A 26,148-nucleotide genomic window follows, 5' to 3' on the forward strand; every position below is an offset into this window, starting at 1 on the left:
ACACATTTCTAGACAGAGGGGTTCACATGGCGAACTACACTGCCGCTGACATCAAGGCCCTGCGCGAGCGCACCGGCGCCGGCATGATGGACGTCAAGAAGGCTCTTGACGAGGCCAACGGTGACGCCGAGAAGGCCATCGAGATCATCCGCATCAAGGGCCTCAAGGGCGCTACCAAGCGTGAAGGCCGCTCCACCGCTGAGGGCCTCGTGGCCGCCAAGGTCAGCAACGGCGTCGGCGTCATGATCGAGGTCAACTGCGAGACCGACTTCGTTGCCAAGGCTGACAAGTTCATCCAGCTGGCCGACAAGGTCCTGGCCGTTGCCGTCGAGTCCGGCGCTGCCGACCTCGACACCCTGCTGGCAACCGACGTTGACGGCAAGCCGCTCTCCGAGGTGGTCGTCGAAGAGGGCGCCATCCTGGGCGAGAAGGTTGTTGTCCGCCGCATCTCCCGCATTGAGGGTGCAACGGTAGACGCGTACCTGCACAAGACCTCCAAGGACCTCCCGGCCCAGGTCGGCGTGCTGTTCGCAGTTGACGGTGAAGGCGAAGCCGCTGCCGCCGCCGCCCACGACGTCGCCGTCCACATTGCCGCCATGGCTCCGAACTACCTCACCCGCGAGGACGTTCCGGCCGAGCTCGTTGAGTCCGAGCGCCGCATCGCCGAAGAGACCGCCAAGGCCGAAGGCAAGCCCGAAGCCGCCCTCACCAAGATTGTGGAAGGCCGCGTGACGGGCTTCTACAAGGGTGAGGTCCTGGTTGACCAGGCATTCGCCAAGGACGCCAAGAAGTCCGTGGCACAGGTCCTCGAAGAGGCCGGTGTCAAGGGAACCGCGTTCACGCGCTTCCGCGTCGGCTCCTAGTCGAAACTGCAGGGGGTGGCCACTTCGGTGGCCGCCCCTTTTGCATGCGCGCAAACCACTGGAAGTCCAGTCCATCTGGGGCGCGGCCGGTTCCGGCTACCGGATCCGGCACGATACCCTTTTTTCAGAGTCACCAACGGGAAGGCACCATGGAAGCCGTCAACACTGTCACGCATTCAGAGAAGAGCCGGCGGCGCGTCCTCCTGAAGCTCTCCGGCGAGGTCTTCGGCGGCGGAAAACTGGGTGTCGACCCCGAAACCGTCCGCGACGTCGCCAAGCAGATCGCAGCCGCTGTCCCGCAGGTGGAGGTGGCCATTGTGGTGGGCGGCGGCAACTTCTTCCGCGGCGCGGAACTGTCCCAGAGCGGCATGGACCGCTCCCGGGCGGACTACATGGGCATGCTGGGCACGGTCATGAACTGCCTGGCCCTCCAGGACTTCCTGGAGCAGGCAGGCGTTGAAACCCGCGTGCAGAGCGCCATCACCATGGGCCAGGTGGCCGAGGCCTACATTCCGCGCCGTGCCATCCGGCACATGGAGAAGGGCCGTGTGGTCATCTTCGGCGCCGGCGCCGGCCTGCCATACTTCTCCACCGACACTGTTGCCGCGCAGCGGGCCCTGGAGGTCCACGCCGACGTGGTCCTCATGGCCAAGAGCGGGGTGGACGCCGTCTACACCGCGGACCCCAAGAAGGACCCCACTGCAGAGCGCCTGGAAAAGCTCAGCTACGACGATGCCCTGCGCCGCGACATCCGCGTCATGGACCAGACCGCCATGACCATGTGCAAGGACAACAACCTTTCCATGGTGGTCTTTGGCATGGAGGGTGAAGGCAATGTCACCCGCGCCATCCTTGGCGAGAAGCTGGGCACCCTGGTCACTGCCTAGCTGCGGCTAGGATGATTTCAGGACAGTTCCGTCCCCGCCCTTCCCGGCGGGGACGGAAAACAGCAACCAAGAACCACGTGAGTGCAGATAACCGGCGCCCCGGACCGCACCAGAACCGTCAGGAGAGACCGTGATCGAAGAAACCTTGCTCGAAGCCGAAGAAAAGATGGACAAGGCGGTTGAGGTAGCCAAGGAAGACTTCGCTTCCGTCCGCACCGGCCGCGCCAACCCCGGCCTGTACAACAAGGTCCTGGTGGACTACTACGGTTCCCCCACGCCGCTGCAGCAGCTGGCTTCCTTTGCCATCCCGGACGCCCGGACCATCCTGATCACCCCGTTCGACAAGTCCGCCATGCGCGACATCGAGCGTGCCCTGAGCGACTCCGAGGTCGGCGCCAATCCGTCCAATGACGGCAACGTCATCAGGATCACCATTCCCGAGCTGACCAAGGAACGCCGCAAGGAATACGTCAAGATCGTCAAGACCAAGGGCGAGGACGCCAAGATCTCCATCCGCAACATCCGCCGCAAGGCCAAGGAGACGCTGGACCGCCTGGTCAAGGACGGGGAAGCCGGGGAGGACGAAGGCAACCGCGCCGAAAAGGAACTGGACAGCCTCACCAAGGCCCACGTGGACGGCATCGACGAGCTGCTTAAGCGCAAGGAAGCAGAGCTGCTCGAAGTCTGATGGGCCAGGCAGATCAGGCCCCCACACCCAGGGCGCGCACACGGGGGAAGCAGCCCAGGAGCAACCCGACACCAAAGGCCGGGCGCAACCTGCCTGCCGCCGTCGTGGTGGGCCTGGCCATGCTCATCGCTGTCCTGGGCGGGCTGCTGTTCCTCCCGCTGGTTTTTGTCGCCATCGTCACCGCCTTCGCGGTGTTCGGTGTTTGGGAGATCTACCGGGCGCTGGAAGCCAACGGTACAAGGATGCCCATTGTTCCGGTCATGACCGGAACCCTGGCCATGCCGTTCGCGGCCTATTTTGGCGGGATTGAAAGCCAGCTCTTTGCCCTGCTGCTGAGCGCCGTGGCGGTCCTGCTCTGGCGGTCCATCGAAAGCGCCGCCGGATCGGCCAACAGCATCTTCGCGGGCGTCTTCACCCTGGGCTGGGTGCCGTTCTTTATCAGCTTCGCCGCCCTGCCTTTGCATGCCGCCGGCACAACGCCGCTGGGGCTGTGGCCCGGGGGCATGGCGCCCATCGGAGCGTGGGAGATCGCCGTCATGCTGCTGCTGGTGGTCTCCAACGACACCTTCGGCTACCTGGTGGGGGCGTCCATCGGAAAGCACCCCATGGCGCCGAAGATCAGCCCCAAGAAATCCTGGGAGGGGTTCGGAGGATCGGTGGCAGGCGCCATGCTGATCGGCATCCTCGCCGCCCTCTTCGTGTTGGACAAGCCGTGGTGGGTCGGAGTGGTGCTGGCCGTGGGAACGGTGGCTGCCTCTACCGCCGGCGACCTCGCCGAATCCATGGTCAAGCGTGAGCTGGGCGTCAAGGACATGAGCAGCATACTGCCCGGCCACGGAGGCGTGATGGACCGGCTGGATTCGATCGTGTTCGCCGCGCCCGTGGCCTTCATCCTGTATGGGCTTGTGGCCGGCGCTTAGGTCCCTCCAGCCCGGCGAGGCCCGGGTATTGACACAAACAGGGGTCCGGGCGGGCGCACCAGGCCCGGCACCCTAAACTGGTGCGGAAGCACTACGGCTGAAGAGCATTGAAGGAATCGAAGTGGCATTGGACATTCATCGGCAGATCCCTGCGTCCTTTGAGCGCGTGGAGCGCAGCGAGTACGGCTACAACGCCAAGCAGGTGGACCAGTTTCTGCAGCGGGCACGGGTCTCCCTGGAGACGCCGGAAGCTGCCACGGACCCCGTCAAGAGCTCCGATGTGCGTGCGGTGTCCTTCGATCCGGTCAAGGGCGGCTACTCGGCTGCCGTTGTGGATGCAGCGCTGGACCGGCTCGAGGATGCCTTTGCCCGACGGGAGCGGGACGAATTGATCGCGGCGAGGGGCGAGGAAGCCTGGCTGCGCGAAATCGGAAACCTGTCCGGCATCCTCCGGGGACGCCTGCACCGGCCGGACGGTGACCGCTTCCGCCGGCCCAGCCAGAAGAAGGGGCGCAGCTACAACACGCACGACGTCGACCGGCTGTGCCATGAGCTCATCGCCTACCTTGAGCAGGACAAGCCGCTGAGCGTGGACAGTGTGCGGCGCGCAGTCTTCCGTCCTGCCGTGGGCCAGGAAGGATACGAGGAATCCCAGGTGGACGCCTTCCTGGACCGCGTTGTCGAACTGATGGCGGCCATCGACTGACGGGGCTTCCGCCGGTGCTGGCTATTCCCCGGCCGATGGCGTGGGGGACAAGGGCGTAAAACGGCGCCACACGTCGCGGTAGCTCCGGTACCCGCGGACCGCGGACGCTGCCAGGAACCCGGTTCCGCACACGGCGCCCGTCACCGCGGCCGGTGCCATACCGGCGCCGGCGAGTGTCACCAGCAGGCCAGCCAGGATGGCAATCAAGGGAGCGTTCGCCGTCGTTATGAAGATCATGCTGCTGCCCGCCACGTGGCTAAAGCTGCCGCGGTTGCCGAAAAAATAGTAGGTCTGCACTGAGCCGGCCTCGTCGTCGTGGTGGGCTGCCATCAGGTAGGGCGCCACGCCCGGGTCAAGGTCCACGTAGGCGGCCCGCAGCCTGTTCATAGCCGTAACGTACATGAGGTCCTCGTGGGCCACGTTGTTCACCCGGAGCTGGGTCAGTAGCCCGATCGCCGCGTCGATGAACAACACCACCACCGCCAGCAGGACGAACGCGTCCGAAAACCCGGTGGCCTGGCCCACCAGCGCCACGCTGACCACGCTGGCGGACGTGAAGGTGAGGAACATGCTGATGCGGGTCAGCACCTCCGCCTGCGCCGTGCTGCGTGATGCCAACAGGCCCCAGTGTTCCGTGGCGAGCAGCTGCGCCCGCACGGAGGCCGGGACCCCGCTGTCCTGGTGGAAGCGGTCCTGGTGGAAGCCGTGCTGGTGGGACGTGCCGCCGTCCTCGGTGGACATGGCGTTATTGTCCTCCCGATCACCGTTCGGTTGCCAGCGGCCGTTCCGGGGTGTGCAGCCGGGTCATGATCCTTGGCATGCTGGCCGGGATCCGGCCGGCGGTGGCCCGCGAGACGATGACCATCACGGCGAACGCGGCGGGCACGCTCCAGGCCGCGGGTTGTGCCAGCCAGGCCGGTGCCGGACCCGAACCGGGGAGGGCCCCGGCGATCATTGCCCCGCCGCACAGCACACCGCCGGTCACCATTCCGGCAATGGCGCCGGCGTCGGTCAGTCCGCGCCACCAAATGCCCAGCAGCAGGACCGGGCACACCGTGGAGGCGGTAAACGCGAACACCAGCCCGACGCTGCCGGCCAGTGCCAGGGAACCGGTCATGAAGGCGAAGCCAAGGGGGACGACGGCGGACACGACGGCCGCGAGCCGGAACCCCCGCACGCTGCCGCCCAGGACGTCCTGGCTGATGACGCCGGCCAGGGACACCACCAGGCCTGAGGTAGTGGACAGGAAGGCGGCAAACGCCCCTGCCACCACCAGGGCGGTCAGCATGTCGCCGGCCATCCCGCCGACGAGTTCGCCGGGCAGCCTCAGGACCATGGCATCCGGCTGTCCGGACCGGGCGAGGTCCGGGGCGAACATCCGGGCCACCAGGCCATAAGCGGTGGGGAAGAGGTAGAACACGGACAGCAGGCCCAGGACGATCAGCGTGGTGCGCCGTGCCGAGTGCCCGTCCGGGTTCGTGTAGAAACGCACCAGCACGTGCGGCAGGCCCAGGGTGCCGAACAGCAGCGCCACCAGCAGGGACACGTTCTGGTAGGGCCCGGCCGGTGCCAGGCCCGTCGGGTTGACGGCCGGCGGGGATTGCGGCTCGGCCCCGTGCCCGGCCAGCACGAAGATGATGAACAGGATGGGCACGGCCAGGGCTGTCAGCTTGAGCCAGTACTGGAACGCCTGGACAAAGGTGATGGAGCGCATCCCGCCGGCCACCACCGTCAGGCACACCACCACCACGACGGCCACGGACCCCACCCAGGACGGCAGGCCCGTGGCGATATGGATTGTCAGCGCGGCGCCGTGGAGCTGCGGCACGATGTACAACCACCCCACCATCACCACCACAAGGCTGGTGACGCGGCGGACCGTCCGGGAAGCGAGGCGGGACTCGGTGAAGTCCGGAATTGTATAGGCCCCAGACCGGCGGAGCGGGGCGGCGACGAAGAGCAGCAGCATCAGGTACCCGGCGGTATAGCCTACGGGGAACCAGAGCGCGTCGGTCCCGGACAGCAGGATGAGTCCGGCCACGCCCAGGAAGCTGGCGGCGGACAGGTACTCCCCGCCGATCGCCGATGCATTCCACCAGGGCCGAACGGTCCGCGAGGCAACGTAGAAGTCTCCCGTGGTGCGCGAGATCCGGAGCCCGTAGAACCCGATGATGGCGGTGGCGAGGGACACCACGGTGACGGCGGTGATGGCGACGCCGGCATTCACCCCTGCCTCACTGTTCCCCCGCCAGGTCCCGGTACCGTGCCTCGTTCCGGGCCGCCGTCCTGACGTACAGCCACGCGCTCAGCCCGATGACAGGATAGATGCCGGCGCCCAGCAGCAACCAGCCAAAGGGGATCCCGGCGATGCGGGCGTCGGCGAGGCCGGGAACCACCACCAGGATCAGCGGGAACGCTGCAAGGATCAGCAGGAAGCCACCCGCCACCACCAGGGCCAGCCGCAGCTGGGACCGGATCAGCGAGCGGACGAACACCTGACCAACGTCGGATTCCTGCGCCGCTTCGCGCGACTCCAGGGGCTTTGAGGCGCCACGGGCCTGGGTGAGCGGTGACGCGTGCGGGGCCGTGACCCGGACCCGGGTCACGCGTGTGGCCTGATCCGGGTGGCCTCCAGCCTCTCCCGCACGATGGGCAGGTGCCTGCGGCTGATGGGCAGGCCTGCGCCGGCCACCGTGACGCGCGGTCCGTCGGCCGCCAGCTTCATGGAGGACACATGCTTCAGGGCCACCAGGTAGGAGCGGTGGGTGCGGATGAACCCGGCGTCTGCCCACTGCTGTTCCAGGTCGGCCAGCGGGACCCGGATGAGGTAGCTTGCGTCGGCGGTGTGCAGCCGCGCGTAGTCCCCCTGGGCCTGGACGTACGTGACGTCATCGCGGCGGATCATCCTGGTGGTTCCGCCCTGGTCCACTGTGATCATCTCGGGCGCCGCCCCGCCGTCGCGCAGTTCGCTGATCCGTCCCACGGAACGGGCCAGGCGCTCGGCGCGCACAGGCTTGAGCAGGTAGTCCACGGCGGCGAGTTCGAAGGCGGCCAGGGCGTGGTCCTCGTCGGCGGTGACAAAGACGACGGCGGGCGGGTTGCTGCTCCGGGCGATCGCGCCGGCAATGTCCAGGCCGGACACGGCGGGCATGTGGATATCCAGGAAGACGGCGTCGATGCTGGCGGAGGACAGGGCCGTGAGTGCTTCGGCGCCTGACGTGGCCCGCAGCACCTTTCCGATGCGTTCGTCCCTGCCCAGCAGGAAGGCCAGTTCCTCAACGGCGGGCAGCTCATCATCAACGACGAGGACGTTAATCATTCTCCTAGGGTACTTCCAGCGGGAGGCCGGCCTTACGCATCATGGCCGGGCTGGGACTTGGGCACCCGCATGGTGATCAGCGTTCCCTCGCCCGGCGCCGTTTCCACCACCAGCCCGTGGTCGTTTCCGTACACCTGGCGGAGGCGCGCATCCACGTTCCGCAGCCCAACGTGGTCCCCATCGGTGTGGCCGGCCAGGACCGCTCGGAGCTGCTCCGGATCCATCCCCACGCCGTCGTCCTCAATGGTGACCTCGGCGAAGGCACCCGCGTCCTCCGCCGTGATGCTGATATGCCCCGGACCTGCCTTGGCCTCCAGCCCGTGCCGGACGGCGTTTTCCACCAGCGGCTGGAGGCTGAGGAACGGGATGACGGTGCTGAGGACTTCGGGCGCCACGCGGAGGCTGACCTGGACCCGGTCGCCGAACCGGGCGCGCTCCAGGAGCAGGTAGCGGTCGATGCAGCGCAGTTCCTCGGCCAGCGTGGTGAAGTCGCCGTGCCGCCGGAACGAATAGCGGGTGAAATCGGCGAACTCCACTACGAGTTCCCTGGCCCGTTCCGGGTCCGTGTTGATGAAGGACGCGATGGCGTTGAGTGAGTTGTAGATGAAATGCGGGCTGATCTGGGCCCGCAGCGCCCGGACCTCCGCTTCCATGAGCAGCGTGCGTGAGGCGTCCAGTTCGGCCAATTCCACCTGGACGGCCACCCAGTCCGCCACTTCCCCTGTCGCCCTGACCAGGCCGGCCCCCGCGGAAGGAGCAAAGGCGGCAACCGCACCCACCACCCGGGTGCCCGCCCGCACAGGGGCGATGACGCCGGCAAGCTGGCCGCCGGTACCATCGCCTCCCGCGGGCAGTACAGCCGCCCGGCCCGAAGACAGGACCTCGGCGGCGAGGTCCATCAGGCGCGGCCTGATGTCCTCGCCGCCGCCGTCCCAGGCCAGGACGCCCGAGGTGTCGGTGATCGCCAGGGCATCGCAGGCAAGCAGGGCGCGGAGCTGGCGGCTGGCCTTTGCGGCTCCGGCCGGGTTCAGGCCCCGCCGCAGGTGCTGCCCTGCCTGGGAGGCCGCGTGGAGCGTGTGGTAGGTGGCGCGTTCGGCATCAGTGCCCAGCTCACGGAAGGAACGGAGCACCTTCAGGCCCACGCCGACGACGACGGCAATGGCCATGGCGATCACAGCCACGGCCGCGGCGGTGAGGAGGGGGGAGTCCGGCATGCTGCCCAGCGTAGCGGCGGGTGCCGTTGGCCGCAGCATCGCGACCGTTGAGCGACGGTGGGGGCCGATGTGCTGGAACCAGCGGCACCCGCGGCGGCAGAGTGATTGGTGTCACATCTGCGGTGCCCCTGTGTGATCAGGGACTGCCGCCCGGTGTGTTCCGGCAACTCAATGAGGAGGAACGATGGGTAACGATGCCCATACTCCGGACGCAGCGGCGTCCGTGGACTTTGAACAAGTCCAGTCGACCGGGCAGTTCCAGGAATTGCGCAAGCGTCACCGCAGCTTTGTCTTCCCCATGGCGGTGGCCTTCCTGCTGTGGTACTTCGCCTATGTCCTGCTTGCCGACTATGCGGTGGGATTCATGTCCACCAAGGTCTGGGGCAACATCAACATCGGCCTGATCCTGGGCCTGCTCCAGTTTGTCTCCACCTTCGCCATCACCGGCTGGTACGTGCACTACTCGAACAAGCGGCTGGACCCCATCGCTTCGGAGATCAGGCACGAGATCGAGGGGCATGAATTCGATAAGAACGGAAACCGAGTGGGCGGAGCCAACAAATGATCGCAATTCCCGCAGCGGTGGACGTCGCCGCCCTCAAGGACACCACCCTGCTGAACATGGGCATCTTCGGCCTGTTTGTGGCGGTCACCATGGTGATCGTGTTCCGCGCCAGCCGCAACAACAAGACCGCCGCCGACTACTATGCGGCAGGACGGTCGTTCACCGGCTCGCAGAACGGCACCGCCATCGCCGGCGACTACCTGTCCGCAGCATCCTTCCTGGGCATTACCGGGGCCATCGCCATCAACGGCTACGACGGGTTCATGTACTCCATCGGCTTCCTGGTGGCCTGGCTCGTGGCGCTGCTGCTGGTTGCTGAACTGCTGCGCAACACCGGCAAGTTCACCATGGCTGACGTGCTGTCCTTCCGGCTGAAGCAGCGCCCGGTCCGGATCGCCGCCGCCATTTCCACCCTCGCGGTCTGCTTCTTCTACCTGCTGGCCCAGATGGCCGGTGCAGGCAGCTTGATCTCCCTGCTGCTGGGCATCAGCGACTGGGGCGGCCAGGCCCTGGTGATCATCGTCGTCGGCGCCCTCATGATCATGTACGTCCTTATCGGCGGCATGAAGGGCACCACCTGGGTCCAGATCATCAAAGCCATGCTGCTGATCGCCGGTGCCGCCGTCATGACCCTGTGGGTCCTGGCCATCTACGGCTTCAACCTTTCCGCCCTGCTGGGCGGTGCCGTGGAGACCGCCAACAACCCTGCGGTCCTGAACCCGGGCCTCCAGTACGGCAAGACCGATACGTCCAAGCTGGACTTCATGTCCCTGGGCCTTGCCCTGGTGCTCGGCACGGCAGCCCTGCCGCACGTCCTGATGCGCTTCTACACCGTCCCCACAGCCAAGGAAGCACGCAAGTCCGTGGTCTGGTCCATCTGGCTGATCGGCCTGTTCTACCTCTTCACCCTGGTGCTTGGCTATGGAGCTGCGGCCCTTGTGGGCGCGGACACCATCAAGTCCGCACCCGGCGGCGTCAACGCCGCCGCCCCGCTGCTGGCCTTCCACCTGGGCGGCCCGCTGCTGCTCGGGTTCATCTCGGCGGTCGCGTTCGCCACCATCCTGGCTGTGGTGGCCGGCCTGACCATTACGGCGGCGGCATCCTTTGCCCATGACATTTACGCCAACGTCATTGCCAAGGGCAAGGCCGACGCCGCCACCGAAGTCCGGGTAGCCCGCCGCACCGTAGTGGTGATCGGCATCCTGGCCATCCTGGGCGGCATCTTCGCCAACGGCCAGAACGTAGCCTTCCTGGTGGCGCTCGCCTTCGCGGTTGCCGCTTCGGCGAACCTGCCCACCATCATCTACTCGCTGTTCTGGCGGAAGTTCACCACCCAGGGCGCCGTGTGGAGCATGTACGGAGGTTTGGCGGCGGCCATCCTGCTCATCGTGTTCTCGCCGGTGGTTTCCGGTGCCAAGACCTCGATGATCCCGGGTGCCAACTTCGCGCTCTTCCCGCTGAGCAACCCGGGCATCGTGTCGATTCCGCTGGCCTTCTTCCTGGGCTGGCTGGGCACCACCCTGGATAAGAGGCGCGAAGATCCTGCCAAGCAGGCCGAAATGGAAGTCCGGTCGCTCACGGGCATCGGAGCCGAGAAGGCCGTGGACCACTAAGGCAGGGTTCCTGAAGAGGGTCCACTGCCAACCAGCGCCGGGATTTTTCCGGCGCAACGCGAAGAGCCTCCTGCCGCAGACTGCGGCATGGAGGCTCTTTCCGTGGGACAGGGTGCGGTCCAGCCGCGGGCGGCCCAGTGGTCGCTCAGTGCTGGTGGTGGCCACCCGGCGCCAGGTTCCCGTGCCCACCGTGCGGCACGGCGTACTGGCCCGCGGTGGAAGCGGCGAGTCCCGGCGTCGTAATGCCCGCCACCAGGACGGCACCGGCAAACGCTGCGAGCAACAGCCTGCCCGGCCGGTCTCCGGCCCTTTCCCCGGCTGCCTGCTGCCGCCCGCCGTCCAGCCGCTGGGTCCGCCGCAGCCACGCCAGCGAGGCGATGATCATCAGCGTCAGCAGCAACGCCGAAAGCTGCGTCAAGCCCAGCCCGGAAGTTACGAACGCAGGGAAGGCGATGGCAGCGAGGTGGGCCACGGCGGCGGCCGCCAGCGGGTACTGCACCCATCGGCCGCCCGCCGACCGGCCCCTGGCCAGGAACACCACCGCACCGGCCAGCAGGGCTGTGCCCCACAGCCCGGCCAGCACCGCGGCGATGATCCTCTCCGGCTGCGCCGAACCGGCTGCAAGGATGCTGGACGAGATGGCCAGGTTGACCGATCCCGCGCCGAATCCCGCGAACCCGGTGACCAGGCGGACCGAAGGGTGCGTCAGGGGCGCTGGCTGGATTGCTGGAACAGTTGGCCCCGCAGGAGCCATTCCGGGCCTTGTCATTCCGCGCTGTCCTGCTACGCGCGGGCAGCGGCCGGGGACTTGTCCAGGGACAGGCCCACGCCGAGCAGGAGTACCGCGCTGGCCAGGTGGAGGACGTTGTCGGCCCCGTTCAGCGCGATGATGTTCAGCGGCGAGTTCAGCAGGAACAGGCCAACAATGCCCACCAGGAGGTAGACGGCGCCCACAGTGGCGTTCACCGTGCGTGCGCTGGCCGTCCCGCGGAGCCCGGCCAAGAGCAGCGCGGCGCCGATGGCCAAGTGAATGACGTTGTGCAGCGGGTTGACTTCGAAGATGATGAGGTTCGCGCCCTCGGTGGCGGCGAAACCGACGCCGGAGGTGACGGCGAAGCCCAGGAGGCCCACCAGCAGGTAGACGGCTCCGAAAATGGTGGCGATGAGGCGGTTGGGTGAGTTGCGCATGGCCTGGATCCTTCCGATAGGGCGGGTGTGGCCACCCGCCGGTCCGTGGTCCCTGGGCGGGACCCTCGGAAGCGATTCGGACCATGGCCGGAAGTGGATGGGTAAAAAGATCAGCACCCTTTCCACCTTCCCGAACCTTCCCGTCGTCAGGCTGGCCCTAGGCGGCGGGACGCAGCTTGATGTTGGTCATCGTGAGCCGGTCGGTTCCCTGGAACTTGTAGGCCAGGTCCACCTTCTTGCCGGTGCAGCTGATCTGGCCCACCACCTCGGCCGACTTGACGCCGTTCTCGGTGGCCACCTTCAGGTTGTTGTAGGAGGGCTGGCAGGAGCTGTCCATTTCCAGGCTCTTCACCCCGGAGATGAATGCCTCCTTGGAAAGCTGCTCCTGAAGGGCGGGGTCGAGATATTCGTCGTACGCGCCGGAGGTGTCGCCGGCGATCACCTTCTTTGTGAAGTCGTCCGCGAGGCCCCTGGCCTGGTTGGTGGCGCTGCCCACGATGTTCACCAGGATGACGACGCCGATGGTCACCAGCAGCAGCACTCCGCCGATGCTGCCAAGGATGATCCACAGCTTCCGCCGGCTCCGCTGCCGGCTTCGCTGCGGGGGAGGCTCACCGGGCAGGCCGAACGGGGCCGGCTGTTCCGGCATCGGGGGAAACTGATGCGGTGTTAAGCCCGGAGGGCCCTGCTGATACGTGCCCTGCCTGTACGGTCCTTGCTGGTACGGATCCTGGGGGCTGCCCGCGTCCTGGGGACTAGTCAAGTGGTGAGCCTTTCATCAAACTGGCGGCTTTCATCGAACAGGCGCTTCGGCGCCGGCGGGCGGACGGGCCGGTCCCGGCCCGCGTATGACTGAAACCAGCCTATAACCCGGCCCGCCGCCGTCGTGCTTTCAGCGCCGCCTCCAAATCCTGCCGCTATGCGCCCTCTGAGCCGCGGTCAAGCAGGGGCTGCACACGGAAGGGGATCAGCTCGCCCATAGCCAGGGCCGTGTCCGCCCGCTCCACGCCGTCGCAGGCCAGGATCTTTCCGTTGATGCGGAACAGGTCCTCGGCATCCCGGGCCACCACGCGCAGCAGCAGGTCCGCCGATCCCGTCAGCCCGTATCCCTCCAAAACCTCCGGAATGGCCGCGATCTCCTCCGCCAGCCTCCCAAGTTTCTGTTGCTGGACGTGCACCGAGATGAAGGCCATGAGCGGGTACCCCAGCGCCACCGGATTGATGCGCCGTTGAAAGGACAGGAAGGCGTGCTTCTTTTCCAACTGGGCCATGCGCGCCTGGACCGTGTTGCGGGACAGCCCCAGCTTCTGGGCGAGCGCCACCACCGTCCGGCGGGGATCCTCCGCGAGCGCCGACAGCAGGCGGGTGTCAGTGCCATCCAAAGCTTGCATAATGCGCAACGCTAGCACGGTGCCAACAGGCCTGACAGGGCATTCTGCTCAAAGAATGCCCGAGTGGTTGTACCCCATGGGTGTTGTGAGTAGGGTCACAGTATCTGGGGCAATGACGCCCGGAAGGCCGGTGGCGGCAGGGCCAAAAGCCCGGAGGCCACGGGTCAACGACGTACGAAGGTTGCGGCAATCGTGTCTACAGACGAAACGGGCCCTGGCGGCGCACAGACCCCCGAAAGCGCAGGAAACCCGGGCAGCCCCGGGCAGGAATTTCTCCAACTGATCACCCCGGCAGGCGAGCGCATCAGCCACCCGGAGTTCGACTTCTGGGTCAGGGATATTACCGACGAGCAGTTGTGTTCCCTGTTCGAGGACATGACTGTCATCCGCCGGATCGACGTGGAGGCCACCGCGCTGCAGCGGCAGGGTGAGCTGGCCCTGTGGCCCCCGCTGCTCGGCCAGGAAGCGGCCCAGATCGGGTCCGGCCGGTCCCTGCGGGCCGACGATTTTGTGTTCTCCAGCTACCGTGAGAACGGAGTGGCATACTGCCGCGGCGTGGATCTGACCGACCTCCTCCGGGTATGGCGCGGCAATGCCTCCGGCGGATGGGACCCGTACAGCATCAACATGGCCACGCCGCAGATCATTATCGGTGCCCAGACCCTGCACGCCACCGGCTATGCCATGGGGATCCAGAATGACGGCGCCGATGCCGCAGCCATCACCTACTTCGGCGACGGTGCCACCAGCGAAGGCGACGTCAGCGAGGCCATGGTGTTTGCCGCCAGCTTCCAGGTCCCCGTGGTCTTCTTCTGCACCAACAACCACTGGGCCATCTCCGAGCCGGTACGACTGCAGTCCCATATCCAGCTCGCGGACCGGGCCACCGGTTTCGGCATCCCCAGCCTGCGGGTGGACGGCAACGATGTCCTGGCGGTCATGGCCGCTACCCGGCTGGCGCTGGACCGGGCCCGGCGCGGCGGCGGTCCCACCTTCATCGAAGCGGTCAGCTACCGCATGGGGCCGCACACTACGGCCGATGACCCAACCCGCTACCGGGACGCCAATGAACTTGAGGACTGGGCGGCCAAGGACCCCATCTCCAGGCTCGCCGGCCTCCTGGACCGGAAGGGCCTGCTCACCGCGGAACTGCAGCAGCAGGTCAAGGACAAGGCAGACGCCGTTGCGGCGGAGATGCGCCGGGGCTGCACCACCATGCCCGATCCCCAGCCCATGGACATCTTCAAGCACGTCTACAGCGCACCCAACTCCTGGCTGGAACGCCAGCAGGACCATTACGCACGTTATTTGGCGTCCTTCGGCGATCCCGCAGGAGCCGTTTCAGAGGAAGGTGCACGCTGATGACGCAGTTGACCTTTGCCCGTGCCATCAACGCCGGGCTGCGCAAGTCGCTGGAAAACGACTCAAAGGTGGTCCTCCTCGGCGAGGACATTGGCACCCTGGGCGGGGTGTTCCGCGTGACGGACGGCCTGCAAAAGGATTTCGGGACCCACCGCGTGGTGGACACGCCGCTGGCCGAGTCCGCCATCGTGGGCACCGCCGTCGGCCTGGCCTACCGGGGCTACCGGCCGGTGGTGGAAATCCAGTTTGACGGGTTCATCTACCCGGCGTTCGACCAGATCGTCAGCCAGGTGGCCAAGCTGCACTACCGCACCCGCGGGGCCGTCAAGATGCCCATCACCATCCGCGTCCCCTTTGGCGGCGGCATCGGCTCGCCCGAGCACCACTCGGAATCACCGGAAGCCTACTTCACCCACACCTCCGGATTGCGGGTGGTGACAGTGGCCAATCCGCAGGACGCCTACACCGTGATCCAGCAGGCCATCTCCTGTGACGATCCCGTCCTGTACTTCGAGCCAAAGCGCCGCTATCACGACAAAGGTGAGGTGGACGAGTCCGTGGACCCGGCCATGGTCCTGCCCATGGACAAGGCCAGGGTGCTGACCGACGGCGCGGACGTCACCCTGGTGGCCTACGGGCCGCTGGTCAAGACCGCTTTGGACGCCGCCTCCGCCGCAGCGGATGAAGGTATCTCGATTGAAGTCATCGACCTGCGCTCGCTGGCCCCCGTTGACTACGAACCCGTGGTGGCCTCGGTGCGGAAGACAGGGCGGCTGGTGGTGACCCACGAGGCCGGGCAGTCCGGCGGGCTCGGCGCGGAAGTGGCGGCGAGCATCACGGAGCGGTGCTTCTACCACCTGGAAGCAGCACCCGTCAGGGTGACCGGGTTCGATATCCCCTACCCCTACTCCAAGCTGGAAATGCACCACCTGCCGGGCCTGGACCGCATCCTGGACGGTGTGGATCGTGCCCTGGGCCGCCCCAACTCCCTGAGCGGGCTGGAAGGATGAGCGCCACCATGATCAAGGAATTCCGGCTCCCGGACCTGGGTGAGGGACTCACGGAGTCCGAAATCCTCAGCTGGAAAGTGGGCGTTGGCGATACCGTCACCCTGAACCAGGTCATCGCCGAGGTGGAGACGGCCAAGGCCGTGGTGGAGCTTCCGTCGCCCTTTGCCGGCGTCATCAAGGAACTTCACGAGCAGCCCGGTTCCGTCGTGGAGGTGGGCAAGCCCATCGTCTCCTTTGAGGTGGCGGACGACGGCGGCGGGTCGCCTTCGGAGGGGAACGGCCGTTCGGCCGGGCTCGGGGACCAACCGGCGGAGACGCCCAAACGGGAACCGAACCTTGTGGGGTACGGTGCCGTCGTCGAAGGTTCCGGACGCCCCACGCGCCGGGCGCGCAACTTCGCGCCGGTGGCTGGGCCGGCCGAAACAAAACAGGCTGAAAGTGCGGTGCCGGTGGTTGAGCCTGTCGAAACCACACCTGTCGAAACCAGGCGGGCCGAGCGGCCGCGGTCCACTCCTCCCGTCCGCAAGCTGGCCAAGGACCTGGGGCTGGACCTCGCGCAGATCCGCGGTACCGGTCCCGGCGGGCTGATTACCCGGGAAGATGTGCAGGAATTTGCCGGGCAGGCGGAAGAGGCTGCCACGCCCATGGTCGGCCAGGCGCCTGCAGCTGCAACCGCTGCGGGGGAGCGGGAGACCCGGACCCCCATCAAAGGCGTCCGGAAGCACACCGCGGCCGCAATGGTGCAAAGCGCCTTCACTGCGCCGCATGCCACCGAGTTTCTCACCGTGGACGTCACGCCGAGCCTTGAGCTGCTGGCCAAACTGAAGGAGAGCAGGGCATTCGCCGGCATCAAGCTCACGCCCCTGACGCTCGCCGCCAAGGCGGTCCTCATTGCCCTTCGCCGGCACCCGGCGCTGAATTCGCGCTGGGACGAGGAAAACCAGGAGATCGTCACGTTCCATTACGTGAACCTGGGCATCGCCGCGGCCACGCCCAGGGGGCTCACCGTGCCCAACATCAAGGACGCCGGCGCCCTGCAGCTCCCGGAGCTCGCCCAGGCCCTGGCGGAACTCGCCGAGACCGCCCGGGCGGGTAAGACCACCCCCGCGGACCTTTCCGGCGGCACCATCTCCATCACCAACATCGGTGTCTTCGGCATCGACGCCGGCACCCCCATCCTCAACCCGGGGGAGGCGGCGATCCTCGGCCTGGGCGCGGTCCGGACCATGCCGTGGGAATACCGGGGCGAGGTGGCGCTGCGCCAGGTGCTCACACTGAGCCTGTCCTTCGACCACCGCCTGGTGGATGGGGAACAAGGCTCCCGTTTCCTGGCCGACGTCGGTGCCATCCTGGCCGAGCCGGGGATGGTCCTCACCATGGTGTAGCGGCACATCACCGGCCCCAACCCGCATAAGCGGTGCTGCCAGGGCCCGGTTGTGCGGGCGGGGCCGTTCGTGTGGTGCCCGGTATTGGGCGGCTCAGGCCGAAGGCCCGCTGTCCACCATCAGGGCTGCCAGCGCCATCCGCTCCAGCAAGGGGCGGGCAACGCTGGCAGCCATCCGCCTGCCGTGGCTGCGGACGGAGTGCGGCGTGGAGTTGATCAGGCCAAAGGTGGCGTGGGCGCGCATTCGCAGTTCAGCGGCATCAATACCGGGGTGCACCTTTGCCAGGACGTCCACCCACACCTCTACATAGCTGCGCTGCAGCGCGCGCACGGCGGACTGGTCCTGCTCCGACAGATTGCTGAGGTCGCGGTCCTGCACCCGGATTACGTCCGGCTTGCCGAGCGCGAAGTCCACTTGGAACTCCACCAGGTGGCGCAGCGCCGCCAGGGGATCGGCGGCGTGCTCCACAACCTGGCGGCCGCCGTCGAGCAGTTCCCGGCTCACGGTGACCAGCAGGTCGGCCAGGACCGCCTGCTTGCCGGGAAAATGGCGGTAGACCGCAGGCCCGCTGACGCCCGCAGCTGCGCCGAGGTCCTCCAGGGACACCCGGTTGAAGCCGTTGGCTGCGAACAGCGAGGCCGCAGCTGTCAGCAACGCCTGCCGCCGGTTCTCCTTGGCCTTGCCGCGCTGCGTTGTGGGGACCTGCGTTGTGGGGACCTGTGTCGTGGGACCCTGCGGTGTGGGGACGTGCGTGGCAGGAACCGGCTGCACTGGATTGCTGGACACTTTTCCTCCTGGGGCCGACGCAGAGTCTAGCAAGGCGCCCGTGTGTTGGACATCACAGTTAATCGAGACTAACCTGAATTTCAGTTATTAGTCACTAACCGAGTTGGCGTGGAGCCGGCCCGGTGCACACAAGGACGGATCGTCAATGGAGACCCTGGCCACCCGGCTCGACCCGGCAAGCGAGTCCTTCCGCGCCAACCGGGAAGCGCAGCTGGCGCTGGCGGAGGACCTGCGGAAAAGGCTGGCGGATGCGGCGCTGGGAGGTCCCCAGAAGTCGCGGGACCGGCATGTGGCCCGTGGCAAGCTGCTGCCGCGGGACCGGATCGACCAGCTCCTGGATGACGGCAGCCCGTTCCTGGAAATCGCGCCCCTTGCCGCCAACGGCATGTACAACGACGATGCCCCGGGCGCCGGAGTAATCGCCGGGATCGGCCTGGTGCACGGCAGGCAGGTGCTGGTCATCTCCAATGACGCCACCGTCAAGGGCGGCACCTATTACCCAATGACGGTCAAGAAGCACCTCCGCGCGCAGGAGATCGCCCTGGAAAACCGGCTGCCCTGCATCTACCTGGTGGATTCGGGCGGGGCGTTCCTGCCCAAGCAGGATGAGGTGTTCCCGGACAGGGACCACTTCGGCAGGATCTTCTACAACCAGGCACGCCTCTCCGCCGCCAAGATCCCGCAGCTCGCCGCCGTGATGGGGTCCTGCACCGCGGGCGGCGCGTACGTCCCCGCCATGAGCGACGAAACCGTTATTGTCCGGAACCAGGGCACCATCTTCCTGGGCGGACCGCCGCTGGTGAAGGCCGCCATTGGGGAAATCGTCACTGCGGAGGAACTGGGCGGCGGCGAGGTGCATTCCCGCGTCTCCGGTGTGACCGACCACTTGGCCGACAACGACGAACATGCCCTCCAGATCATCAGGGACATCGTTGCCACCCTGCCTCCTCCCGCCGCGCCCGCCTGGCAGGTGGAACCCGGCGTCGAACCTGCCGTCGACCCGGAGGGGCTCTACGGCGCCGTGCCCACGGACGTCAACGCACCCTACGACGTCCATGAGGTGATCGCCCGGCTGGTGGACGGCAGCAGGTTCCACGAATTCAAGAAGGACTACGGCACCACCCTTGTCACCGGCTTCGCCCGCATCGACGGTCACCCCGTGGGCATCGTGGCCAACAACGGCGTGCTGTTCAGCGAGTCCTCGCTCAAGGGCGCGCATTTCATTGAGCTGTGCGACCAGCGCGGCATCCCGCTGCTGTTCCTGCAGAACATCTCCGGCTTCATGGTGGGCCGGGACGCCGAACAGGGCGGCATCGCCAAGAACGGGGCCAAGATGGTCACCGCCGTCGCCACGGCCCGCGTGCCCAAGCTGACCGTGGTGATCGGCGGCTCCTTTGGTGCCGGGAACTACTCTATGTGCGGCCGCGCCTACTCCCCGCGGTTCCTGTGGATGTGGCCCGCGGCCCGCATCTCGGTGATGGGCGGCAACCAGGCGGCCAGCGTGCTGGCCACCGTGAAGCGGGACCAGTATGAGGCGGCGGGGGAGGACTGGCCGGCGGACGACGAGGAAGCCTTCAAAGCCCCCATCCGCCAGCAGTACGAGGACCAGGGGAGCCCGTATTACTCCACCGCGCGCCTGTGGGATGACGCCGTCATCGACCCCGCCGACACCCGCACCGTCCTGGGCCTCGCCCTGGACGTCGTCTCCCGCACCCCCTTGCCGGAGACCTCCTTCGGCCTCTTCCGGATGTGAGCCAGCAATGACCATGCAGACCAACACCGCCACCCAAACCACCGGCGCCGGGACCGCAGCGGCCACCGCCACCAACGACGCCACGCCGCTTTTCAGCACGGTCCTGGTGGCCAACCGCGGCGAAATCGCCTGCCGCGTTATCCGCACCCTGCGACAGCTTGGGATCCGCTCGGTGGCCGTCTACAGCGATGCCGACGCCGGCGCCCGCCACGTGCGCGAAGCCGACACGGCGGTCCGGATCGGCCCTGCCGCGGCGGCCGAGAGCTACCTGAACGCCGATGCGCTCGTCGAAGCCTGCAGGCGGTCCGGTGCCGAGGCCGTCCACCCGGGCTACGGCTTCCTCAGCGAGAACGTGGACTTCGCCAGGGCCCTTGAAAAGGCCGGCATCACGTTCATCGGGCCGGGCGTGGAAGCCCTCAATGTCATGGGCGACAAGATCCGCGCCAAAAACCATGTGGCGGGTTACGGCGTGCCCGTGGTCCCCGGCGTTGCCAGGCCCGGCATGACGGACGGCGAACTGTCCGAGGCGGCCGCCACCGTCGGCTATCCGCTCCTGATCAAGCCCTCCGCCGGCGGCGGCGGCAAAGGCATGCACGTGGTGGAAAAGCCGGCGGACCTGCCCGCAGCCCTGGCCACGGCGCGGCGCGTTGCCAGTGCGGCGTTTGGCGATGACACCCTGTTCCTGGAGCGCCTGGTGACCACCCCGCGGCACATCGAAGTGCAGGTGCTGGCTGACAACCACGGCAACGTCATCCACCTGGGCGAGCGCGAATGCTCCCTGCAGCGACGGCACCAGAAAGTCATCGAGGAAGCCCCGTCCCCCCTGCTGGAGGGCCTGCCCAACGGTGCTGAAGTGCGGGCGCGGATTGGCGAAGCCGCATGCAACGCCGCCCGCAGCGTGAACTACACCGGGGCGGGAACAGTGGAATTCCTGGTGTCCGACGACGCGCCGGATGAGTTCTTCTTCATGGAGATGAACACCAGGCTGCAGGTGGAACACCCCGTCACCGAGATGGTCGCCGGCATCGACCTCGTGGAATGGCAGGTGCGGATCGCCGCCGGGGCGGAACTGACGCTCCGGCAGGCCGACGTCGAACTGTCCGGCCATGCGCTGGAGGCGCGGGTCTACGCCGAGGTGCCGGAGAAGAACTTCCTGCCGTCCACCGGGACTGTGCTGCAGCTGGACGAGTTGCCGGGACCACAGCAGCGGCCCAGCGCTCCCGCACGGGGCGAAGTGGACCAGCCCGGCGGCCGGCTCCGGGTTGATTCTTCCCTGGTGGAAGGGCTGGAGCTGTCGGCACACTACGACCCCATGATCTCCAAGGTGATCGCCTGGGGCGCGGACCGCGGCGCAGCCCTCGCGTTCCTTGATACAGCCCTGGCCGGGTACACCGCTCTGGGCATCGAGACCAATGTCGAGTACCTTCGGCTCCTGCTCAACGATCCCGACGTCCGCGCCGGGCGCCTGGACACCGGCCTGATCGAGCGGAAGCTGCCCGCACTCGAATTCCGCCGTATCGAAGAGCCCGAACTTGTGGCCGCCGCGCTCTACGCGCTGTCCATGGAGGCGCAGGACCATCCGGCCCCTGCGTCCGGCCCGTGGCTGGACAGGAGCGGCTGGCGGCTTGGCGCACCGGCTCCGCGCCGGATCAGCCTCGGAACGCCCGACGGCGGCGTGGCAACCGTGCTGGTCAGCGGCAGCCCCAGCGGGGGACAGACAGCCACGGTAACGGTCGACGGCGGCGCCCGGCGGCGTGCAGCCCTGGACTGGTCCAGCCGGCACGGCATCGACCTTGACCTTGACGGCGAGCACCGGAGTTACCGGCTGGCTCCCGTCTTCACGGGGCCGGTGGAACCGACGCGGAGCAATCCACTGCCCGGTCGCCCCACCCAACTCTTCCTCGGCAACGCCGGCTGGTCCTGCCGGATTGACGTCCTGACCCGCGAGGCGCGGCTGGAGCGGGTGCTGGCAGCCGTCCAGCGGCAGCAAGGCGCCGCCGATCCGGAGGTGCGTTCGCCAATGCCCGGCACGGTGGTGGCTGTCCCGGTCGCCGACGGGGATGAAGTCCAGGCCGGGGAAGTCCTGGTGTCCGTGGAGGCCATGAAGATGGAGCATCACTTGGTGGCCCCGCTGGCAGGGACGGTCCATCTGTCCGCCCGCACCGGTGACCTGGTGAAGGCCGACCAGGTGCTGGCCACCGTCCACCCCCATCCCACGGGTGCCGGACCCAGCTCCACGGACACAGAAACAGTTGCAGACGAAGACCAAGGCGAAGGAGCCTGACCATGAGCGGTTTTGAACTCACCGAGGAATACCAGGACCTCAGCGACACCGTGCGCGACTTCGCGGACAACGTGGTGGCCCCGGTTTCCGCAAAGCACGACGAAGAGCACAGCTTCCCCTACGAAGTGGTGAAGCAGATGGCGGAGATGGGCCTGTTCGGGCTGCCGTTCCCGGAGGAATACGGCGGCATGGGCGGGGACTACTTCGCCCTGGCGCTTGCGCTGGAACAGCTGGGCCGCGTGGACCAGTCAGTGGCCATCACCCTGGAGGCCGGGGTGTCCCTGGGCGCCATGCCCGTGTACCGCTTCGGCACGGAAGCACAGAAACAGGAGTGGCTGCCCATGCTTGCGTCCGGCCAGGCGCTCGCCGGGTTCGGGCTCACCGAGCCGGAGGCAGGGTCCGACGCCGGCGGCACCAAGACCCACGCGAGGCGCGAGGCCGTCGGAGACAAAACACACTGGGTGATCAACGGCAACAAGGAGTTCATCACCAACTCCGGAACCGACATCACCCGGCTGGTCACCGTCACGGCCGTCACCGGCCAGCAGGAACGCGAAGACGGCAGCATCAAAAAGGAAATCTCCACCATCCTGGTGCCAACGGACACCCCCGGCTTCAAGGCGGAGAAACCCTACAACAAGGTGGGTTGGAACGCCTCCGATACCCACCCGCTGACCCTGAAGGACGTCCGGGTGCCGGAAGAAAACCTGCTTGGCGAAGAGGGGCGCGGTTACGCCAACTTCCTGTCCATCCTGGACGAGGGCCGGATCGCCATCGCAGCATTGGCAACCGGCGCGGCCCAGGGCTGCGTGGACCTGTCGGTCCGGTATGCCCGCGAGCGCCGGGCTTTTGGCCACGAAATCGGCAAGTACCAGGCCATCTCCTTCAAGATCGCGCGCATGGAGGCACGGGCCCACACCGCCCGGCTGGCCTACTACGACGCGGCCGCCCGGATGCTGGCAGGCAAGCCGTTCAAGACCCAGGCGGCCATCGCTAAGATGGTCGCAGGCGAGGCAGCCATGGACAACGCGCGGGATGCCACCCAGGTATTCGGCGGCTATGGCTTCATCAACGAGTTCACTGTGGCACGCCACTACCGCGACTCCAAGATCCTTGAAGTGGGGGAGGGGACCACGGAGGTCCAGCTGATGCTGATCGCCCGCGAACTGGGACTTTAGCCCTGCGCCTGCACAGGGCACGCAAGCCGGCCTGAAAGGATCAAGGATGATTGACAAGGTTGTTGCCAGTGCTGATGAAGCCGTGGGGGACATCCCCGACGGCGCTTCCCTGGCCGTGGGCGGGTTCGGCCTCTGCGGGATCCCGGTGGCCCTGATCGATGCCCTGCACCGGGCCGGGACAACGGACCTGGAAACCGTCAGCAACAACTGCGGCGTCGACGACTGGGGACTGGGCATCCTGCTCCGGGACGGGCGTATCCGCCGCACCATCAGCTCCTACGTGGGCGAGAACAAGGAGTTCGCCCGCCAGTACCTGGCCGGCGAGCTCGAGGTAGTGCTCACCCCGCAGGGCACGCTGGCCGAGAAACTGCGTGCCGGCGGCGCGGGCATCCCGGCCTTCTACACCAAGGCGGGGGTAGGCACCCAGGTGTCCGACGGCGGCCTGCCGCAGAAGTACGACGCCAACGGAGGCATCGCGGTTGCCTCGGCCCCCAAGGAAGTGCGCCCGTTCGGCGGCGTCGACTACGTCCTGGAAGAGTCCCTCACCCCGGATTTCGGGCTGGTGCACGCGTGGAAGGGCGACCGCCACGGCAACCTGGTCTTCCACGCCACGGCCATGAACTTCAACCCGCTGTGTGCCATGGCCGGAAAGATCACCATCGCCGAGGTGGAGGAACTGGTGGAGCCTGGCGAACTGGACCCCGAACATATCCACACCCCAGGCATCTTCGTCCAGCGCGTGGTCCATGTCCCGAATGGTGAGAAACGGATCGAAAAGCGGACGGTCGCCCTCAGCAAGGCAGGAGCATGAGCATGGATCCCAACAGCCCCGAGGCTCCGCGCCCGGAAGCCGTACGCCCCGAGTACCGGCGTGCAGGGTCCCAGCAGCACGCCGGCCCTGGTGACTCCACGTCGCCGGCAGACACCAAAGGCTGGAACCGCAACGAACTGGCCGCGCGGGTGGCCAGGGAACTGCGCAACGGCCAGTACGTGAACCTGGGGATCGGCATGCCCACCCTGATACCCAACTACATCCCTGACGGGGTGGAAGTGGTGCTGCACTCCGAGAACGGAATCCTCGGCGTCGGACCCTATCCCGCTGAAGACGCCCTGGACCCGGACCTGATCAATGCCGGCAAGGAAACCGTGACCGTCAACAGGGGAGCGGCGTTCTTTGACTCGGCAACCTCCTTCGGCATGATCCGCGGCGGCCACGTGGACCTGGCCGTGCTGGGCGCCATGGAGGTGGCCGAGAACGGAGACCTGGCCAACTGGATGATCCCGGGAAAGATGGTCAAGGGCATGGGCGGGGCCATGGACCTGGTGTTCGGGGCCAAACGGGTGATCGTGATGATGGAGCACGTTGACCGCAACGGAAACCCCAAAATCGTCCGGCAATGCTCGCTGCCGCTGACAGGCAAGGGCTGCGTGGACCGGATCATCACGGACCTGGCCGTCATCGACGTCGTCAAGGATGGCGGCGCCTCCCGGCTGGTCCTGCGCGAGCTTGCTCCCAACGTCTCCGTCGAAGACGTGGTGGCCGCCACTGGAACCGACCTGTTCGAGGAAGACAGGGAACTGACCGTATGACCGGCAACAGCCCTGCGGGCAGCAACTCGGACAGCCCAACCACCGCAGCCGTTGACCGAGGCAGGCGGGTCGTTGAGCAGCGCGGGCTGTACTTCGACGAACTGGAGGAAGGCGTGGTGTATGCCCACCGGCCGGGGCGCACCGTGACCGAAGCCGACAACGTCCTGTTCACCACGCTCACCATGAACACGCAGGCCCTCCACCTGGACGCGGCCTGGAGCGCCGGGCAGCCCTTCGGCCAGCGGCTGATGAACTCCATGTTCACCCTTGCCACCATGGTGGGCCAGTCCGTCACGCAACTGACCCAGGGGACCATCATCGCCCAGCTGGGCCTTACCGACGTGTCCTTCCCGCACCCGCTCTATCACGGCGACACGCTCTACACGGAGACGGTCATCGCCGGCAGGCGACTTTCGGCCTCGCGCCCCGGCCAGGGGATCGTGACCATGGAACACACTGGCCGCAACCAGGACGGAACCGTGGTGGCCCGGGCCACGCGCAGCTGCCTGATGTGGACGCGGGATGCTCACCAGGACGCACGGAACGTTCAAAGCATCGGAGAATAGCCTTATGACTTTCGTGATGGGCCCCGCCCTGCTGTTCTGCCCCGCCGACCGGCCGGAGCGCTACCAAAAGGCCGCGGCCCGGGCGGACGCCGTGATCCTTGACCTTGAGGACGCAGTGGCGCCGGCGGACAAGCAGCGCGCCCGCGGCGCGATCCTGGCCCAATTGGGAACCACCGGGGTGGAGCCGGAACTGGAACCCAGCTGCACCATCGTCAGGGTCAACCCCGTGGGAACGGAGGACTTTGAAAAGGACCTGCACTGCCTTGCCCACACGCCGTACCGCACCGTGATGCTGGCCAAGGCCGAATCCGCCGAACAGCTCAAGGCCCTTGAGGGGTACCAGGTGATCGCACTGTGTGAAACGGCCCTTGGCGTGCTGAACGCCCCGGCCATCGCCGCCGCCCCGAACGTGGTGGGCCTGATGTGGGGGGCGGAGGATTTGCTGGCCACGCTTGGCGGGACCTCCAGCAGGACGGACGACGGCGGCTACCGGGCTGTTGCGCTGCACGCCCGCTCGTCAGTGCTTGTGGCGGCCAGGGCGTTCGGCAAGGAAGCCGTGGATGCCGTCTATACCAACATTCCCGACCTTGATGGGCTTGCGGTGGAGGCAGCCGACGCGGTGGCGTCAGGGTTCAGTTCCAAGGCGTGCATCCACCCGAGCCAGGCCGCGGTGGTCCGCAAGGCCTACGCGCCTACCGATGACGAAGTGGCCGCGGCCCAGGCACTCCTGGCTGCGGCAGAGTCAGCAGGGTCCGGAGTGTTCCGCTACGAGGGAAAAATGATCGACGGCCCCATCCTCAAGCATGCCCAGGAGATCATCCGGCGGGCTGCCCAGAAGGTTTAGCCCAGGACTGAAAATTTAGCCAGCACTGAAGGTCTG

General features: G+C 67.0%; 27 protein-coding genes. 17 read left to right on the forward strand and 10 right to left on the reverse strand.

All coding sequences use genetic code 11. The features are described from left to right. Positions 1-26 precede the first annotated feature (26 nt). The 5 genes from tsf (at position 27) to ACETK3_RS05450 (ending at position 4,064) form a co-directional block, all read left to right on the forward strand. Positions 27-863 (forward strand): translation elongation factor Ts, encoded by an 837-nt coding sequence (tsf, locus tag ACETK3_RS05430; RefSeq protein WP_236801867.1) that lies wholly within the window; start codon positions 27-29, stop codon positions 861-863. 149 nt (positions 864-1,012) lie between these two features. Further along, positions 1,013-1,750 (forward strand): UMP kinase, encoded by a 738-nt coding sequence (gene pyrH, locus ACETK3_RS05435; RefSeq protein ID WP_236801868.1) that lies wholly within the window; start codon positions 1,013-1,015, stop codon positions 1,748-1,750. A 130-nt stretch (positions 1,751-1,880) separates the two neighbouring features. After that, positions 1,881-2,438 (forward strand): ribosome recycling factor, encoded by a 558-nt coding sequence (gene frr, locus ACETK3_RS05440; protein WP_043452867.1) that lies wholly within the window; start codon positions 1,881-1,883, stop codon positions 2,436-2,438. Further along, entirely contained in the window at positions 2,438-3,358 is a 921-nt protein-coding gene (locus ACETK3_RS05445; RefSeq protein ID WP_236801869.1) for a phosphatidate cytidylyltransferase, read from the forward strand. Before frr ends, ACETK3_RS05445 begins: the two co-directional genes overlap by 1 nt. Before the next feature lie 121 nt (positions 3,359-3,479). Beyond that, entirely contained in the window at positions 3,480-4,064 is a 585-nt protein-coding gene (locus ACETK3_RS05450) for a DivIVA domain-containing protein (protein WP_236801870.1), read from the forward strand. Between the two features lie 21 nt (positions 4,065-4,085). Here the strand turns inward: ACETK3_RS05450 and ACETK3_RS05455 are convergent, their stop codons facing one another. The 5 genes from ACETK3_RS05455 to ACETK3_RS05475 are packed head-to-tail and all read right to left on the reverse strand — an operon-like array spanning position 4,086 to position 8,597. Continuing rightward, positions 4,086-4,805 carry a hypothetical protein gene (locus ACETK3_RS05455; protein ID WP_237430192.1) on the reverse strand — a complete coding sequence of 240 codons (720 nt, stop codon included), beginning with the start codon at positions 4,803-4,805 and terminating at the stop codon, positions 4,086-4,088. Positions 4,806-4,824: 19 nt separating this feature from the next. Then, positions 4,825-6,291, reverse strand: a complete 1,467-nt coding sequence (locus tag ACETK3_RS05460) for a cation acetate symporter (protein ID WP_237430193.1) — start codon at positions 6,289-6,291, stop codon at positions 4,825-4,827. Between the two features lie 7 nt (positions 6,292-6,298). After that, complete coding sequence (locus tag ACETK3_RS05465) at positions 6,299-6,670, reverse strand: hypothetical protein (RefSeq protein WP_236801873.1); 372 nt, start codon at positions 6,668-6,670, stop codon at positions 6,299-6,301. Beyond that, complete coding sequence (locus ACETK3_RS05470; protein ID WP_236801874.1) at positions 6,667-7,383, reverse strand: LytTR family DNA-binding domain-containing protein; 717 nt, start codon at positions 7,381-7,383, stop codon at positions 6,667-6,669. The genes ACETK3_RS05465 and ACETK3_RS05470 overlap by 4 nt, the downstream gene beginning before the upstream one ends. Positions 7,384-7,415: 32 nt before the next feature. Continuing rightward, positions 7,416-8,597 (reverse strand): sensor histidine kinase, encoded by a 1,182-nt coding sequence (locus ACETK3_RS05475; protein ID WP_237430194.1) that lies wholly within the window; start codon positions 8,595-8,597, stop codon positions 7,416-7,418. A 184-nt stretch (positions 8,598-8,781) separates the two neighbouring features. Between ACETK3_RS05475 and ACETK3_RS05480 the strand changes: the two genes are divergently transcribed. Next, the gene (locus tag ACETK3_RS05480) at positions 8,782-9,162 is read left to right on the forward strand and encodes a DUF485 domain-containing protein (protein WP_236801876.1); all 381 of its coding nucleotides are present in this window, start codon (positions 8,782-8,784) and stop codon (positions 9,160-9,162) included. Next, positions 9,159-10,775, forward strand: a complete 1,617-nt coding sequence (locus tag ACETK3_RS05485) for a cation acetate symporter (RefSeq protein ID WP_236801877.1) — start codon at positions 9,159-9,161, stop codon at positions 10,773-10,775. Before ACETK3_RS05480 ends, ACETK3_RS05485 begins: the two co-directional genes overlap by 4 nt. A 145-nt stretch (positions 10,776-10,920) precedes the next feature. Here ACETK3_RS05485 and ACETK3_RS05490 read toward each other — a convergent pair whose 3' ends face one another. The 4 genes from ACETK3_RS05490 to ACETK3_RS05505 form a co-directional block, all read right to left on the reverse strand. Beyond that, positions 10,921-11,544: a hypothetical protein gene (locus tag ACETK3_RS05490; protein WP_237430195.1), complete on the reverse strand. Its 624-nt coding sequence runs from the start codon at positions 11,542-11,544 to the stop codon at positions 10,921-10,923. A 14-nt stretch (positions 11,545-11,558) separates the two neighbouring features. Continuing rightward, positions 11,559-11,963 (reverse strand): DUF4383 domain-containing protein, encoded by a 405-nt coding sequence (locus tag ACETK3_RS05495; protein ID WP_236801879.1) that lies wholly within the window; start codon positions 11,961-11,963, stop codon positions 11,559-11,561. A gap of 157 nt (positions 11,964-12,120) precedes the next feature. Continuing rightward, the gene (locus tag ACETK3_RS05500) at positions 12,121-12,612 is read right to left on the reverse strand and encodes a hypothetical protein (RefSeq protein WP_237430196.1); all 492 of its coding nucleotides are present in this window, start codon (positions 12,610-12,612) and stop codon (positions 12,121-12,123) included. 268 nt (positions 12,613-12,880) lie between these two features. After that, the gene (locus ACETK3_RS05505) at positions 12,881-13,354 is read right to left on the reverse strand and encodes an Lrp/AsnC family transcriptional regulator (RefSeq protein ID WP_236821709.1); all 474 of its coding nucleotides are present in this window, start codon (positions 13,352-13,354) and stop codon (positions 12,881-12,883) included. Between the two features lie 192 nt (positions 13,355-13,546). Here ACETK3_RS05505 and pdhA point away from each other — a divergent pair, with 192 nt between their 5' ends. From pdhA to ACETK3_RS05520, 3 genes are read left to right on the forward strand one after another with little or no spacing between them, the layout of a single operon-like run. Then, positions 13,547-14,716, forward strand: coding sequence for a pyruvate dehydrogenase (acetyl-transferring) E1 component subunit alpha (pdhA, locus tag ACETK3_RS05510; protein WP_236801882.1), 1,170 nt, complete (start codon positions 13,547-13,549; stop codon positions 14,714-14,716). Then, complete coding sequence (locus ACETK3_RS05515) at positions 14,716-15,726, forward strand: alpha-ketoacid dehydrogenase subunit beta (RefSeq protein WP_237430197.1); 1,011 nt, start codon at positions 14,716-14,718, stop codon at positions 15,724-15,726. The genes pdhA and ACETK3_RS05515 overlap by 1 nt, the downstream gene beginning before the upstream one ends. Next, entirely contained in the window at positions 15,723-17,111 is a 1,389-nt protein-coding gene (locus tag ACETK3_RS05520; protein WP_237430198.1) for a dihydrolipoamide acetyltransferase family protein, read from the forward strand. Before ACETK3_RS05515 ends, ACETK3_RS05520 begins: the two co-directional genes overlap by 4 nt. Before the next feature lie 93 nt (positions 17,112-17,204). Here ACETK3_RS05520 and ACETK3_RS05525 read toward each other — a convergent pair whose 3' ends face one another. Beyond that, on the reverse strand, positions 17,205-17,897 hold the full coding sequence (locus ACETK3_RS05525; RefSeq protein WP_272912547.1) for a TetR/AcrR family transcriptional regulator: 693 nt from the start codon (positions 17,895-17,897) through the stop codon (positions 17,205-17,207). A 145-nt stretch (positions 17,898-18,042) separates the two neighbouring features. Here ACETK3_RS05525 and ACETK3_RS05530 point away from each other — a divergent pair, with 145 nt between their 5' ends. The 7 genes from ACETK3_RS05530 to ACETK3_RS05560 are packed head-to-tail and all read left to right on the forward strand — an operon-like array spanning position 18,043 to position 26,112. Continuing rightward, positions 18,043-19,650: a carboxyl transferase domain-containing protein gene (locus ACETK3_RS05530; RefSeq protein WP_237430199.1), complete on the forward strand. Its 1,608-nt coding sequence runs from the start codon at positions 18,043-18,045 to the stop codon at positions 19,648-19,650. Positions 19,651-19,657: 7 nt separating this feature from the next. Further along, positions 19,658-21,934 carry a biotin carboxylase N-terminal domain-containing protein gene (locus tag ACETK3_RS05535; protein WP_237430200.1) on the forward strand — a complete coding sequence of 759 codons (2,277 nt, stop codon included), beginning with the start codon at positions 19,658-19,660 and terminating at the stop codon, positions 21,932-21,934. A 2-nt stretch (positions 21,935-21,936) separates the two neighbouring features. Next, positions 21,937-23,112: an acyl-CoA dehydrogenase family protein gene (locus tag ACETK3_RS05540; protein ID WP_236821713.1), complete on the forward strand. Its 1,176-nt coding sequence runs from the start codon at positions 21,937-21,939 to the stop codon at positions 23,110-23,112. 46 nt (positions 23,113-23,158) lie between these two features. After that, the gene (locus ACETK3_RS05545; RefSeq protein WP_236821714.1) at positions 23,159-23,923 is read left to right on the forward strand and encodes a CoA transferase subunit A; all 765 of its coding nucleotides are present in this window, start codon (positions 23,159-23,161) and stop codon (positions 23,921-23,923) included. After that, complete coding sequence (locus ACETK3_RS05550) at positions 23,920-24,702, forward strand: CoA transferase subunit B (RefSeq protein WP_373462204.1); 783 nt, start codon at positions 23,920-23,922, stop codon at positions 24,700-24,702. Before ACETK3_RS05545 ends, ACETK3_RS05550 begins: the two co-directional genes overlap by 4 nt. Then, positions 24,699-25,268, forward strand: a complete 570-nt coding sequence (locus ACETK3_RS05555) for a MaoC family dehydratase (RefSeq protein WP_237430201.1) — start codon at positions 24,699-24,701, stop codon at positions 25,266-25,268. Before ACETK3_RS05550 ends, ACETK3_RS05555 begins: the two co-directional genes overlap by 4 nt. Before the next feature lie 4 nt (positions 25,269-25,272). Beyond that, the gene (locus tag ACETK3_RS05560; RefSeq protein ID WP_237430202.1) at positions 25,273-26,112 is read left to right on the forward strand and encodes a CoA ester lyase; all 840 of its coding nucleotides are present in this window, start codon (positions 25,273-25,275) and stop codon (positions 26,110-26,112) included. Positions 26,113-26,148 lie beyond the last annotated feature (36 nt).

Origin of the sequence: Arthrobacter sp. E44, from assembly GCF_041877125.1 — a bacterium.
GTDB lineage: Bacteria > Actinomycetota > Actinomycetes > Actinomycetales > Micrococcaceae > Arthrobacter.